Annotated in this window: 11 protein-coding genes; 10 read left to right on the top strand and 1 reads right to left on the bottom strand. The window is 56.0% G+C overall.

Going from position 1 to position 13,507, the window contains the following annotated elements; genetic code table 11:
* Window positions 1–145: 145 nt before the first annotated feature.
* The 10 genes from copC (at window position 146) to GTQ41_RS28310 (ending at window position 12,882) form a co-directional block, all read left to right on the top strand.
* Window positions 146–529 carry a copper homeostasis periplasmic binding protein CopC gene (gene copC, locus GTQ41_RS28350; protein WP_042556868.1) on the top strand — a complete coding sequence of 128 codons (384 nt, stop codon included), beginning with the start codon at window positions 146–148 and terminating at the stop codon, window positions 527–529.
* A gap of 3 nt (window positions 530–532) precedes the next feature.
* Window positions 533–1,471, top strand: coding sequence for a copper homeostasis membrane protein CopD (gene copD, locus GTQ41_RS28345; RefSeq protein WP_042556867.1), 939 nt, complete (start codon window positions 533–535; stop codon window positions 1,469–1,471).
* Window positions 1,472–1,544: 73 nt separating this feature from the next.
* Entirely contained in the window at window positions 1,545–1,886 is a 342-nt protein-coding gene (locus GTQ41_RS28750; RefSeq protein ID WP_080896087.1) for a hypothetical protein, read from the top strand.
* A gap of 99 nt (window positions 1,887–1,985) precedes the next feature.
* Window positions 1,986–3,242, top strand: a complete 1,257-nt coding sequence (locus GTQ41_RS28340) for a TolC family protein (protein ID WP_042556865.1) — start codon at window positions 1,986–1,988, stop codon at window positions 3,240–3,242.
* The gene (locus GTQ41_RS28335) at window positions 3,239–4,723 is read left to right on the top strand and encodes an efflux RND transporter periplasmic adaptor subunit (protein ID WP_217325399.1); all 1,485 of its coding nucleotides are present in this window, start codon (window positions 3,239–3,241) and stop codon (window positions 4,721–4,723) included. The genes GTQ41_RS28340 and GTQ41_RS28335 overlap by 4 nt, the downstream gene beginning before the upstream one ends.
* A complete protein-coding gene (locus GTQ41_RS28330; RefSeq protein ID WP_042556863.1) occupies window positions 4,720–7,863 on the top strand; it encodes an efflux RND transporter permease subunit in 3,144 nt (1,047 codons plus the stop codon). The genes GTQ41_RS28335 and GTQ41_RS28330 overlap by 4 nt, the downstream gene beginning before the upstream one ends.
* A gap of 354 nt (window positions 7,864–8,217) precedes the next feature.
* The gene (locus GTQ41_RS28325) at window positions 8,218–9,384 is read left to right on the top strand and encodes an SAVED domain-containing protein (protein WP_042556862.1); all 1,167 of its coding nucleotides are present in this window, start codon (window positions 8,218–8,220) and stop codon (window positions 9,382–9,384) included.
* Window positions 9,385–10,635 carry a nucleotidyltransferase gene (locus GTQ41_RS28320; RefSeq protein WP_047297384.1) on the top strand — a complete coding sequence of 417 codons (1,251 nt, stop codon included), beginning with the start codon at window positions 9,385–9,387 and terminating at the stop codon, window positions 10,633–10,635. It begins immediately after the preceding gene.
* The gene (locus tag GTQ41_RS28315) at window positions 10,619–12,403 is read left to right on the top strand and encodes a ThiF family adenylyltransferase (RefSeq protein ID WP_047297383.1); all 1,785 of its coding nucleotides are present in this window, start codon (window positions 10,619–10,621) and stop codon (window positions 12,401–12,403) included. The genes GTQ41_RS28320 and GTQ41_RS28315 overlap by 17 nt, the downstream gene beginning before the upstream one ends.
* On the top strand, window positions 12,400–12,882 hold the full coding sequence (locus tag GTQ41_RS28310) for a Mov34/MPN/PAD-1 family protein (RefSeq protein WP_042556859.1): 483 nt from the start codon (window positions 12,400–12,402) through the stop codon (window positions 12,880–12,882). Before GTQ41_RS28315 ends, GTQ41_RS28310 begins: the two co-directional genes overlap by 4 nt.
* Window positions 12,883–12,908: 26 nt before the next feature.
* Here the strand turns inward: GTQ41_RS28310 and GTQ41_RS28305 are convergent, their stop codons facing one another.
* Window positions 12,909–13,457, bottom strand: coding sequence for a 3'-5' exonuclease (locus GTQ41_RS28305; protein ID WP_010565120.1), 549 nt, complete (start codon window positions 13,455–13,457; stop codon window positions 12,909–12,911).
* Between the last annotated feature and the right edge of the window lie 50 nt (window positions 13,458–13,507).

Below are 13,507 nucleotides of genomic sequence, written 5' to 3'. Positions count from 1 at the left end.
TTGGGGCTTAGCGAGATTTTCGTGTTCAACCTGCACTAGAGATGGAAGCTCCGAGTTAACCATCAGTGGTTTTAAATTGAAAATTACAAACTAGTTCTTCCCAAACAAACCTCAAATCAACAGCTCTTGCTGTGAGGAGTCTTGCATGTCATTCCTTAAAACTACGACCGTAGCTGTTGCACTTACTGCTGGTTTGCTTCTGAGTGCCGTAGCTCAAGCACATCCAAAGCTCCTTTCTTCCACTCCGGCGGAAGGCTCGGATGCGGCGGCCCCTTCGAAAATTGAACTGCACTTTTCCGAGAATCTCACCACTCAGTTTTCCGGTGCAAAACTGATCATGACTGATATGCCTGGCATGCCGAACTCTCCAATGGGTGTAAAGGCCGCCGTCGCTGCTGGCGGTGATCCGAAAACGATGGTGATTACGCCGGCTGCACCTCTGACGACCGGTACCTACAAAGTTGAATGGCGTGCAGTCTCCTCGGACACCCACCCGATCACCGGCAACTTTTCCTTCAAAGTGAAATGATCCATGAGCGACTCAATAAATATTGTGGTTCGCTTTGCTCTCTATTTTGACCTGATGTTGTTATTTGGATTGGCCATATTTGGCTTGTACAGTCTCAGGGGAAAAGAAAGGGTATCGGGCACGGTCTTGAATTTTGAGTCGCTTCTTTACGGTACTTCTGTTGCAGGTGTAGCTCTGTCCCTTGCCTCGATGTTGTTGCTTGCGAAAGCAATGAGCGGTGTATCGGAGCTTATGGAGCTACATCACCACATTTTTGAAATGGTCATCATGGGCACCGACGTTGGGTTGACCTGGATGGTCCGAATAGCCGCCTTGGTTGGGGCAATTATGGGCGTCGCGTTGAACAAACGATTTCCGACACCCAGCCTCTGGATCGTCACCGTGTGTGGAGCAATCGCGTTGGCCACGCTAGCCTGGACAGGGCACGGTGCCATGGACGAAGGCAGCCGCCGCTACTGGCATTTTCTGAGCGATATTTTCCATTTATTAGCGGCAGGTGGCTGGTTGGGTGCTCTAGCGGCCTTCGCTCTACTGCTGCGGTTGAAATCGCTGAAGGGCGAGGAGGAAGCACGAATTCTTGCCCGCGTGCTGACTGGCTTTGAGTCGGCCGGCGGTGTGATTGTTGCGATCATAAGCGTAACGGGAGTCGTGAATTACCTTTTCATCGTCGGTCCAAACCTTGATGAGGTCATGCTGAGTACCTATGGTCAGCTGCTGTTTTTGAAGATCCTGCTCTTTGCCGGGATGATCGTTTTAGCCACACTGAACCGCTTTCACTTAAGCCCGCAGTTGGAGCGCTCAGTTCGCAATGGTCAATACTCTGTAGCGGTTAATGCCTTGCGCCGCAGCATGAAATTCGAATTCCTGATGGCAATCCTCATCATCTGTCTGGTCGCATGGTTAGGCACGCTAAGTCCTGAAATGGAAATGAGCGCGCAATAGAGGTTTCTGGCAGCTAACCAAGAAGCCGGGAACGGGATTGTTAGCACCATTTCTACTGGCTACACTTCAGTCCATGACACGCTATGTACGGTTTTGCCTGATATTCCTGATTAGCTTGGCGCTTCCCCTCAGTGGGATGGCGGGTGTTCAGGCGCCGACAGAGCCGTGTCCCATGCAAACCATGGGCATGGCGATGATGGACGGCATGGGCCAAGACTGCTGCCATGACATGAAAAGTCCCACCGAGCATGGTAAACCCTGCAAGCCGGGCCAGGAGTGTAAGACCGGCGGCATGCTGCAAGTCTCTATCATCAAGCCTCTGGTCCCCCTATCTAGCCCCCTCGAAGCGTCCATCTCCATAGACTCCCATCCTGTCCAAACCCCTTCAGGGGTATGGCGACCGCCCCGCATTTGATTCCTGTACCACACTGAGCCTCATTCCGCGTTAGCGGGATGGCATATCTGCGTGCATGTCTGATGAAGCGCGCAGTGGATCATCACAGGAATCGTGAACATGAACTCCAAGTGCTATTGCACAGGGTGGTCCCTCGTGGCCGGCCTGGCGGCAAGCGTACTGGCATTGCCGAGTCTCGCTGCCGCATTGACACTCGATGAAGCTTTGCAGCTGGCTGAAAACAATGCGCCGTCGCTGACTGCACAAGACGCGAAAATTCAGGCTGCCAGTAGTGCGGCCATCCCCGCTGGTGAACTACCCGATCCCAAGTTGCTGCTAGGCGTACAGAACTACCCCATTGGGGGGCCGGATCGCTGGAGCATCGACCAAGACTTCATGACTATGCGAATGGTCGGAGTCAGTCAGGAGATGCCCAGCAGCGCTAAGCGCAAAGCCCGAATCGAGGTCGCTGATGCGGCCATTGAACGCGCCGCCGCTGAGCGCCGGGTCGAACGTCTAAAGGTTCGTCAGGCCACGGCGTTGGCCTGGATCAACAGCTACTCGGTTGAGCGTAAAGACACTCTGTTTCAGGACCTCTACAAAGAAAACCGTCTGCTGGCCGATACCGTCCGGGCACAAATTGCCGGTGGCCGCGCTCAACCTGCTGATGCAGTAACGCCCAAACAGGAAGCGGCACAACTGGAAGAGCAGCAGGACGATCTGATTCGTCAGAGAGCGCAGGCCCGAGCTGCCCTGAAGCGCTGGATTGGACCAGCCGCCAATGACAAACCTGTGGGCAGCTTGCCTGAATGGCCTGTCGAAGCCTCTGACTACTCTCATAAGCTGCAACATCACCCAGAATTGGCAGCTTTTGCGCCAATGACCCGCGAAGCGCAAGCCAAGGTCCGTGAAGCCGAAGCGGAAAAACAGTCGGATTGGAGCTGGGAAGTCGACTATCAGAATCGCGGCCGACAGTTCGGCGACATGGTCAGCGTGCAATTTTCCTGGGATCTACCACTGTTTCCTGACTCTCGGCAAAACCCCAAAATTGCGGCCAAGCACGCTGAACTCAACCAGCTAGAGGCCGAGCGGGAAGCCCTGTCACGCAAGCATACCCAGCAACTGGAGGACGATCTGGCCGATTATGAACGCTTGAATCGTGCCGTTCGCCGAACCCTGGACAGTCTGCTGCCTCTGGCCAAGGAGAAGGTCGAGCTCAGCATGGCCAGCTACCGCGCCGGCAAAGGCGATTTGAACTCCGTCGTGGCTGCTCGGCGCGAGCTTATCGAAGCCCGTCTCAAGCAGATTGATGTTGAAGAGCAGCGTGCTCTCACCAGCGCTCGCCTGTATTTCGCCTATGGGGAGTCCGCTCAATGATCTCTAGAACACGGAAAGGGGTATTTGTTGTCAGCATCTCAGTTGCTTTGGGGGTTGCCGGTGGTTACTGGTTGGCCCAACCGAGGGTGAGCTCGGTACCGGATGCAGCACCGGAGCAGAAGCCTGAGTCATCAGTCGATCGCAAAGTTCTGTATTGGTACGACCCCATGTACCCACAACAGAAATTCGATAAGCCGGGTAAGTCGCCCTTCATGGACATGCAAATGGTCCCTCAGTACGCGGATAGCAAGGGGGACAGTGACACTGTTCGCATTGATCCAAGCCTGACCCAGAACCTCGGTGTGCGACTGGCTACCGTCAGTCGAGGTGTGTTTGCTTCGAGTCTGGACGTTGTCGGAGTGTTGGCTTTCAACGAACGGGACGTCGCCGTCATTCAAGCCCGTACGGCGGGTTTCGTCGAGCGCGTGTATGCCCATGCTCCTGGCGACGTGATCAAAGCCAATGCCGCCATGGCGGATATCCTTGTACCTGAGTGGGCTGCGGCTCAGGAGGAATTTCTCGCACTCAAGCGCAGTGGCGATACAGGCTTGCTGGCAGTGGCTCGCCAGCGCTTGCGGCTCACCGGGATGCCGGCGGCATCAATTGCTCAAGTAGAGCGCAGTGGCAAAGTCCAACCAAACCTGACCCTCACCAGCCCTATTAGTGGTGTGCTGCAAGAGCTCAATGTGCGCGAGGGTATGACGGTGGCCGCCGGCGAGACACTGGCACGCGTTAATGGTTTGAGTAGCGTCTGGCTGGCCTTGGCCGTTCCGGAGACTGAATCTGGATCGATCCTCATGGGGCAAACGGCAGAGGCGCATTTGCCCGCGTTCCCTGGGGTTGTGCTCAAGGGCGTCGTCAGCGCGATTCTTCCGGAAACCAATCCGGATAGCCGCACCCTTCGCGTACGCGTCGAGTTACCCAACCCAGAAGGCCGTCTCAGGCCGGGTATGACCGCACGAGTGAGCCTCAATCGTTCAACGGAGCAAAGTGTGTTGTGGGTGCCGAACGAGGCCGTCATTCGCACCGGTCGACGTGCTCTGGTGATGCTTGCTGAAGACGCTGGCCGCTATCGTCCTGTTGAAGTGTTGATCGGGCAGGAAAACGATGACAAGACGGCGATCTTGAAAGGTCTGGAAGAGGGCCAGAAGGTGGTTACCTCTGGCCAGTTCCTGCTCGACTCGGAGGCCAGTCTCAAGGGCATCGTTGCAAGCTCGGAGGAAGAGTCACCACCCAGCGCAGCAGTCTCCAGTTTTCATGAGGCGGATGGGCAGATCGTTGAGATCAACGACAAAGAAGTCACACTCGCCCATGGTCCCTTCAAAACGTTGGGCATGCCTGGCATGACGATGACGTTCCCACTCGCTACTCCGGCGCTGATGCTGGGCCTCAAAACGGGCGATAAGGTTCGGGTTGCGGTGAGTCAGACCGACGATGGCCTGCGTGTTGAGCGTCTAGACAAATCGGGGAGCCAGCCATGATCGCCGCCCTGATTCGCTGGTCAGTGGCCAACCGATTCCTGGTGCTACTGGCGACACTTTTTGTCACGGCTTGGGGCATCTGGTCGGTGCAGAGCACGCCCATTGATGCGCTGCCGGATCTCTCCGATGTTCAGGTGATCATCCGCACCCCGTATCCGGGACAGGCACCGCAGATTGTCGAGAACCAGGTGACCTATCCGTTGGCCACCACCATGCTTTCGGTGCCTGGCGCCAAGACCGTGCGCGGCTACTCCTTCTTTGGTGACAGCTTTGTCTATGTGCTGTTCGAAGACGGTACTGACTTGTATTGGGCCCGCTCGCGGGTGTTGGAGTACCTGAGCCAAATACAAAGTCGCTTGCCGGCCAGCGCCAAACCGGCGTTGGGGCCAGATGCGACAGGCGTTGGCTGGATTTTCCAGTACGCGCTGGTAGATCGCAGTGGCGGACACGATCTGGCGCAACTTCGTGCACTTCAGGACTGGTTCCTCAAGTTCGAACTCAAGACTCTGCCCAATGTTGCCGAGGTGGCCACCGTGGGTGGGATGGTCAAGCAGTACCAGGTGCAGCTTGATCCACTCAAATTGGCCAGCCTCGGTATCACGCAGGCCGAGGTGACCGAAACGATCGGCAAGGCCAATCAGGAAACCGGCGGCGCCGTCCTAGAGATGGCAGAGACCGAGTTCATTGTGCGGGCTTCCGGCTACTTGAAAACGCTCAATGATTTTCGGGCGATCCCACTCAAGCTGGGATCGGGCGGTGTGCCGGTGACCCTTAGCGATGTCGCCACGATCCAGTTGGGTCCGGAAATGCGGCGTGGCATCACCGAACTCGACGGCGAAGGCGAGACGGTTGGCGGTGTGGTAATTCTGCGCAGCGGCAAGAATGCTCGCGAAACCATTGCGGCGGTCAAGACCAAACTCGACGAGTTGAAAAGCAGCTTGCCGGCGGGGGTGGAAATCGTCACCACCTACGACCGCAGCAAGCTGATCGACCGCGCCGTGGAAAATCTCAGCCACAAGCTAATCGAAGAGTTCATCGTCGTCGCGTTGGTCTGCGGGATCTTTCTCTGGCACCTGCGTTCATCTCTGGTGGCAATCATCTCCCTGCCGGTGGGGGTACTGATTGCCTTCATCGTGATGCGCTATCAAGGGATCAACGCCAACATCATGTCCCTGGGCGGGATTGCCATCGCCGTCGGCGCCATGGTCGACGCTGCCGTGGTGATGATTGAAAACGCGCACAAGAAGGTTGAGGCCTGGCACGCGGCCAATCCTGGGGAGGAACTGAAAGGTGAACGTCATTGGCACGTGATGACTGAAGCGGCGGCGGAGGTAGGACCAGCACTGTTCTTCTGTTTGTTGATCATCACGCTGTCGTTCATTCCGGTGTTCACCCTGCAAGCGCAAGAGGGGCGGCTATTCGGCCCGCTGGCTTTCACCAAGACCTACGCCATGGCCGCGGCGGCGGGATTGTCAGTGACCTTGGTGCCGGTGTTGATGGGCTACTGGATTCGGGGACGAATTCCCAGTGAACAACAGAACCCGTTGAACCGCTGGCTCATCCGGATCTACCAGCCGGCTCTGGATGCAGTCTTGCGACGACCGAAGATCACGCTGCTGGTCGCGTTGCTGGTTTTTATCAGCGCATTATGGCCAATGTCGCGCTTGGGTGGCGAGTTTCTTCCACCGTTGGACGAGGGCGACCTGCTCTATATGCCTTCGGCTCTGCCGGGATTGTCGGCGCAGAAAGCGTCGCAACTGCTGCAACAGACCGACCGCCTGATCAAGACCGTGCCGGAGGTCGAACATGTCTTTGGTAAAGCCGGTCGTGCTGAAACTGCCACCGACCCGGCGCCGTTGGAGATGTTCGAAACCACCATCCAGTTCAAGCCGCAGGAGCATTGGCGTCCAGGCATGACTCAGGAAAAGCTAGTGGAAGAGCTGGATCGAGTGGTGCGAGTTCCTGGGCTGACCAATATCTGGATACCGCCGATTCGCAACCGTATCGACATGCTGGCTACGGGGATCAAGAGTCCTGTTGGGGTGAAAGTTGCCGGCACCAATCTGACGGAGATTGATGCCGCGACTCAGGCGGTCGAGCGAGTGGCTAAGGGCGTACCCGGTGTCAGTTCGGCTTTGGCCGAGCGATTAACCGGTGGGCGTTACATCGACGTGGATATCGACCGAAAAGCCGCCGCCCGCTACGGACTGAATATCGCCGATGTGCAGTCGATCGTGGCCGGCGCTATCGGCGGTGAAAATGTCGGCGAGACCATTGAAGGGCTTGCACGCTTCCCAATCAACGTCCGCTACCCTCGGGAGTGGCGGGATTCGCTCGGTGCTTTGGAGCAGTTACCGATCTACACCCCACTAGGCAGCCAGATCACCCTTGGCACCGTGGCGAAGATCAAGGTCAACGACGGGCCGCCAATGCTCAAGAGTGAGAACGCACGGCCTTCAGGCTGGGTGTACATCGACGTGCATGGCCGGGACATTGCCTCCGTGGTGGCCGATCTACGCCGGGTCGTCAGTGAGCAGGTAAAGTTGCAGCCCGGCATGAGCTTAAGCTACTCAGGTCAGTTCGAGTTTCTTGAAAGGGCCAACGCACGACTCAAACTGGTGGTGCCTGCCACGCTGTTGATCATCTTCGTGTTGCTCTACCTGACATTTGCACGCCTTGATGAGGCTTTGCTGATTATGGCCACGCTGCCATTCGCTCTCACGGGCGGGGCATGGTTTCTCTATCTGTTGGGATTCAACCTGTCGGTCGCCACCGGGGTCGGCTTTATCGCCTTGGCCGGTGTTTCTGCAGAATTTGGCGTGATCATGCTGCTCTACCTGAAAAATGCCTGGGCCGAGCGTCAAGACCTCGGTGACAACACAGAACACGGGTTAATGGCCGCGATTCGTGAAGGCGCTGTGCAGCGCGTTCGACCCAAGGCCATGACCGTTGCGGTGGTTATCGCTGGTTTGTTGCCAATACTTTTGGGAAGCGGTACCGGCAGCGAGGTGATGAGCCGCATTGCCGCCCCGATGATTGGAGGTATGGTTACGGCGCCCTTGCTATCGCTGTTTGTGATCCCGGCGGCCTATCACCTCATGCGTCGTCGACACTTGTCCGTTGAGCCTGGCAAGCACTGACGCGTAAAAATGCATACAAAAGGGGCTGCGCTTGCAGCCTCGTTTGAACTGCACAGCCCGTTTTCATCAGTCCTACGCGCGGTATGTATCGAAATTAGCAAGTTTATGTCTTTTGCATAAACTCGCTAATTTCGATACATACGCTGTGGTCAGTGCCGTTACCCACCAGCACTTGCCAGAAAAACGAACGCTGCCCTACTGTGTTTCGATGAGCCACAAACAGCATCCTGCTCAAAGCCGACTCAGCATTCGTCACCCTCAGATCACTCTTGAAATCGAGGCGAATGACCTTAATATGATCTTATCTTGCCATCATCGTTTTCAATCATGGATGTTTCTCTGGGGTAGGTCGGAATGGCAGAACAAGAAGACGCTAAACCCGCAAGCGGGCGCTTCAACACAAATGATGAGACGAAGCGGATCGTATGGACACAGACCGCTGGTCATTGTGAACTGTGCGGCACGGATCTGACGTTCGATTATCGTGCCGGCAAGCCAATGAAATGGGGCGAAGTGGCGCATATCCTGCCCGCCAGTCCCAAAGGCCCTCGGGGACGCGCGGATCATGATGCTGAGGCGCACACAAACAATACCGCTAATCTGATGCTCCTGTGCCCAGGTTGTCATGACAAAATTGATCGTGACGCAGATGGGTATCCTGAAAATGATTTGAGTGGTTTACACCAAGCGTACCTGGAACGCATCCGGCTCGCGGCAACGACCCCCGATGGTGGCAGAGCCATTCCGCTCATCGTCCAGAGTCAGCATTTTCAGACGATCAACGATATCCCCGTTCGCGATCTGTTGACTGCGATGTCCGCCGAGGGATTAACCGCCTTCGATCAAGGCATCAAAATCACCTTCGCTGCGCCCGGACCACGTGGCAGGGACACTACCTATTGGCAGAACGTCAAAGACAGCGTCCAGTATGAGCTGGAGCAGCAACTCAAGCGTCGCGGCGGCACCTATGGCGACTCGCCTGCGCTAGCAGTAGTCGGCTTGGCCGACATTCCGGCTTTGATGATGTTGGGCCAGAGTATCGGCGACCGTTCCAAGCGCTTGATCTTCTCCTTTCACCGCGAGCATCTTTTGCGCTGGCCAGATCAGTCCGCTGAGCCGCCCGCTTTTTTGTTTACACCTCCCCCCGACGGCGACGGGCCACTGGCGCTTGTGCTCTCCATTTCTGCGCAAGTTCCAGTTCGCGACGTGGCCGAAGCTCTGCCCGGTGCACGTATTGCAGAGCTGTCGATCCCAGAGCCAAGCTATGCGATGGTACAAAACCGTCGGGTGATTCATGCCTTTCGTGACGCACTTCAAATACGACTGAGCCAGCTTGAGGCTCTGACTCCTGACCCTATCCACGTCTTCGCCGCCATTCCTGCGGCATTGGCCATCGAGTTTGGCGCGTTGCTCACAACACAGCATCAACATACATACCTGATCTTCGATCGGGACAAAGAAAACCAAGATCGGTTTACGCAAACACTGCAATTGGGCTTGGTGGCCCAGGAGGCTAGGTAAATGCTTTTGAGCAACGAACAGACCAAGCGCAGCAGTTGGGAATATTTTCTGCTTCGCGCTGCGCGGGAAATCTCGCTGTCGGAAGCGCAGTACGAAAAAATTAATGACCGCTACTCCCAACTGGAAAAAATCCTCTCGGCTTCCGACAACCCGCTGCTCGCTGAGGCCCATATCTTTGTGCAAGGCTCGATGCGGCTGAAAACGACCATCAAGCCAATCCCCGGCGCGCCTGCGGATCTGGACACCATTGATGCGGACGCGATTATCTGGCTCCCTCACGCTCAAGGCGCTAGTGCGAAGGAAGTTCTAGAAGCGATTGAGCAGCGTTTTAGGGAAGGCTCCCGCGTCCAAGAAGAAGTTAAGCAATTACGTCGTGGCATCCGGATCGTTTATGCCGACGAAAATCCAGGTTTCCACATCGATGTCACGCCTGCCCGCGCGATCAACGGAAATGGCGAAGCAAACGGCGAAGGTAAGCTGGAGGTTCCGGATCGGGTCACAGGGTGGAAAGCAAGCAGCCCTATCCCTTACTCGAATTGGTTGCAGGTTGCTTCTGCCCAAGAGATCTCTCTGGAAAGCTTGGTAGTTGCCAAAAGCCAGCGGATGCTTGATGCCGCGACACAAGATCCTTTGCCGCATTATCAGGATTACATCGATCAAGATCCCCTGCGTGCAACCATTAAGCTGCTCAAGCGGCATCGCGATGAATGGGCCATTAAGACAAGGAGCGCTGATACTCGCCCAATATCTGCGGTCATCACCACCCTGGCCACGCACGCATACCTGGATGTCGTAAAGGAGTCGCAGGCGAAGCCTCTGGCACCGCTCGATGCAATTTTGGAAATCGTTCGCAGGATGCCGCAGCACATCGGGCAGAGAGGTAGCGACTGCTATGTCTGCAACCCTGCCGATAACGGCGAAAACTTTGCAGAGAAGTGGAATCGACCGGGCGAGGGGCAAGGCTATCGCCAAGCATTTGCCAAATGGCATGCGGACGCCAGTGCATCTGTTTCATTGGGTTTGGAAAGTTTTGAATCCAACGATTCCTTTGCCGAGGCAGTGAAAAAGAATTTCGGTATTGCACCGGCATTCATTACGGCAGTGAACAATGAGATCCCTGCGAATTGGACTATGCCCGGCCGACCGGATGGCACTACTCGAAACTCTGCTTCGATGGGTTCGCTCTTCGGAGGGGCCAGCGGTGGCGGAACCTCTCAGTCGAGCGTAAAGCCAGTTGGACGCCTTGGCTGATCCTCTTAAGACGCCATTGCAGCGCGGAATCGCCGCGCTGCGAAATACCCTAGGTCAGGATGCAGCCGATGCATTGCTCCAGCTCGCACCCATGCGGGCTGACGAAGCGGCGTGCTTTCACTTCCCCTTGCCCATCGATTACACGGGGCAGGAGCGGCGTCTGCGTATTGGTTTCCCCTCCAACTTTCCCCGTGGACTCTTGCGGCTGAACGTCGAACCCTCTCCATGGCTGGTTTGGCCGCATGCCACCAAGTCGGGGCTTTGCCTTCATGGCTTTCAGGAACGCCCCATCATGGGCTCCCCAGAGGTCGTGGTAGAGGACAGCCTTGCTCGCTTGGCCCAGATTGTTTCGTTGTCCAAGATGGGATCAAGCCAGGCAACGCGCGATATCGAATTTCAGAATGAGATCACTACCTACTGGTCGTTTCAGCACGGTCAGTCATTCCAGAACCTCTTACTGTTGGATCGACCTCAGACTGCCTCGCAGTTGTTTGCGCTCAGCGATCCGCGCCGGGCTGTGCCATCCGGTCAGGAAACGGTTTGGTTAGCATCGAATGTAGCAGCACTCAAAGGGCATTACCGGCGGGTTGTCGGGCGCTCCGCTGTCATTCGCGCGGCCGAAACTCCCGGTTTTTACGTCAAGCTTCAGACTTATCCGGATATCCGCACCCCGGATCCAGAAGATTTATTGCTGTGGCTAAAGCCACACCTTCAACCTGACGATGCCGAGCAATTGCTGGCATGGTTTGAGCTGCATGGAACGTTGGCGAGTCGATGGATTGTTCTGGAGCTTCCAGGAGGGGCAGGTGCTCCAACATATTGTCTCAATGTGCGCTCGCTCGGCGTACAGCAGGAGCGGGGGGCAAAATTCGGCTTGCGTACAGCGCGCCGGCGGCCAGCTATCGCAAATGCACATCCTCCGGCACTTGTCCGCGCAACTGCCCTGGACGTGCTTGATCGAGCGTCCATTCTGTCCCGCGATATAAGTGGCACTGCACAGCACCTTGAAAATGCTCGAGTCGTTTGTGTTGGCGTTGGCTCATTAGGCAGTGCGGTGGCAATACAATTGGCACGATCCGGTGTCGGCCACCTTACCCTCATCGATCCTGACACTTTGGTGTCAGCCAATCTGGGGCGGCACGTTCTGGGAGCGGATAGCCTAGGGAGACTGAAAGCCTCAGCGTTGAGGGACAAGATTCTGTTAGATCTTCCGACTACAGAATGCACCGCTTATTCGACTTTCGCCGAAGTAGTTATGAGCAGCAAACCAGAAGTGTTCGATAACGCAGATCTTGTGGTGATTACGACAGCGGACTGGCAGTCGGAGGTCACTGTATGGCGAGCCAAATCCAGCGGCGTTTCTTGGGGACTTTTACAAGCCTGGAGCGAACCGTATACCCAGGTAGGCCACGCGCTATTCGCACCAGCCGGTACCTTTGATGGCCGTCATTTATTCACGGACATCGGCGATTTTCTTCATAAGTTTACCGAGTGGCCGGGAGGAGGTGTGGTTCCACTGCCCGCTTGTGGGGAGAGCTTTATTCCAGGCGGATCGCTGGGGATGACCAATATCGCCTCTATGGTGTCGCACACGGCTTTACGTGCATTGACCTGCAACATCACCACTGCATCTTGGGTCAGCAGTATCTACAGGCCTGAAGATGTGCCGAGCCTAGGAGGCCAATACCATGGGCCCAAACTTCCAGAGGGGGCGCAGCAACTCCTACTCGAGCGCGGATGGCCGGAACATAAGGATGAAATGGTATGACGGATATCGCTTGGCGCTGGAGATGGGCGGAGGTGGATTCCGAGCTATTGGTGTCGCAAGCTGTCGCGGACATCTTGGATAGTCATCGGCAGGGCCTCTTTGGCGTGGAGCGAGGGGGACAGTTATTCGTCAACCCGGTTAATCCGAAAGGGTTGCTGCTGGCCTTGGCCACGTTGCCTCATCGCGCCGATCGGTCAGGCTGGTCTTGGCTAGAGTTGGATGCGGAGCGGTGCCGTCAGGAGATCCAAGCTGCCAACGAACAAGGGTTACGTCTGGTGGGCTATTGGCATACGCATCCCCAATCTGTTCCGGTGATTTCTCCGGCAGACATAGGAAGTTTCTCCAGATTTGCTGCGCGTTACACGCAGGATCTACCGCACCCAATAGCCGTTATCGTTGGCAAGTCCGAAAAACCAGAAGGCATCAAGGCTTGGTCGTTCAGGGGCGGCAGATATGTTGAAGCAACTTGGCTTAGATAAGCTTCAAGTCAGTGCCATGGGAGGCGTCAGCGGTTACCCTTACCCGCCAGCATTAGCGCGAAGAGCTCTGCCTGAAAGCGAGCATCATCCAATGCGTTATGGTTCGGTTCGCTGAGTGGCTTCAGCGCAGCGGTCATCTTGGATGATTTTGTTTCCTGCCAGCTGCAACCTACAGCTCCCATGAAGTAGGCCTTCATGTCGATAGCGGTAAAACCAAAGGGGTTGGTTTCCAAGTATTTGTGGAAGTAGTAGTTGACGAATGACCAGTCAAACGGTGCATTGAGTCCTACGAAAATGACCTTCTGCCCCGTTTGGCAGGATGATTTCAGCCATTCACCAAATGTCAGCATCGCCTGTTGCGGAGTGAGTCCTTCGCGCTCCAGCTTCTCCAGACTCAGCCCCGATACTGCCAGTGCTTCTGGGTCGTGTTTTGGACTGTCAGGTCGTAGTTCAAGATAGATGGACGTGGCAGGTTGATCTACAAGGCAAGCTCCAATGGAAAGCAGGCTGTATTCGCCTGGTATAGGTCCAGAAGTCTCGACGTCGACGGAAACATAAAGCTCATCAGGGTTCATGTCATATCCTTTTCGTGTAGTTGCCAGATCACGCTCAAGCTCGGTAAGCG

The sequence above is a fragment of the Pseudomonas sp. AN-B15 genome (genome assembly GCF_019056475.1).
In the GTDB taxonomy this organism is placed as follows: Bacteria; Pseudomonadota; Gammaproteobacteria; order Pseudomonadales; family Pseudomonadaceae; genus Aquipseudomonas; species Aquipseudomonas parakoreensis.
The sequence above is the reverse complement of the archived record's forward strand: the minus strand, read 5'-3'. Positions and strand labels throughout refer to the sequence as shown.

Coding starts and splice junctions, on each gene's coding strand:
- GTQ41_RS28335 (WP_217325399.1), top strand. CDS start 3,239: ATGATCTCTAGAACACGGAAAGGGGTATTTGTTGTCAGCATCTCAGTT.
- GTQ41_RS28305 (WP_010565120.1), bottom strand. CDS start 13,457: ATGAACCCTGATGAGCTTTATGTTTCCGTCGACGTCGAGACTTCTGGA.
- GTQ41_RS28330 (WP_042556863.1), top strand. CDS start 4,720: ATGATCGCCGCCCTGATTCGCTGGTCAGTGGCCAACCGATTCCTGGTG.
- GTQ41_RS28325 (WP_042556862.1), top strand. CDS start 8,218: ATGGCAGAACAAGAAGACGCTAAACCCGCAAGCGGGCGCTTCAACACA.
- copD (WP_042556867.1), top strand. CDS start 533: ATGAGCGACTCAATAAATATTGTGGTTCGCTTTGCTCTCTATTTTGAC.
- GTQ41_RS28750 (WP_080896087.1), top strand. CDS start 1,545: ATGACACGCTATGTACGGTTTTGCCTGATATTCCTGATTAGCTTGGCG.
- GTQ41_RS28340 (WP_042556865.1), top strand. CDS start 1,986: ATGAACTCCAAGTGCTATTGCACAGGGTGGTCCCTCGTGGCCGGCCTG.
- GTQ41_RS28310 (WP_042556859.1), top strand. CDS start 12,400: ATGACGGATATCGCTTGGCGCTGGAGATGGGCGGAGGTGGATTCCGAG.
- copC (WP_042556868.1), top strand. CDS start 146: ATGTCATTCCTTAAAACTACGACCGTAGCTGTTGCACTTACTGCTGGT.
- GTQ41_RS28320 (WP_047297384.1), top strand. CDS start 9,385: ATGCTTTTGAGCAACGAACAGACCAAGCGCAGCAGTTGGGAATATTTT.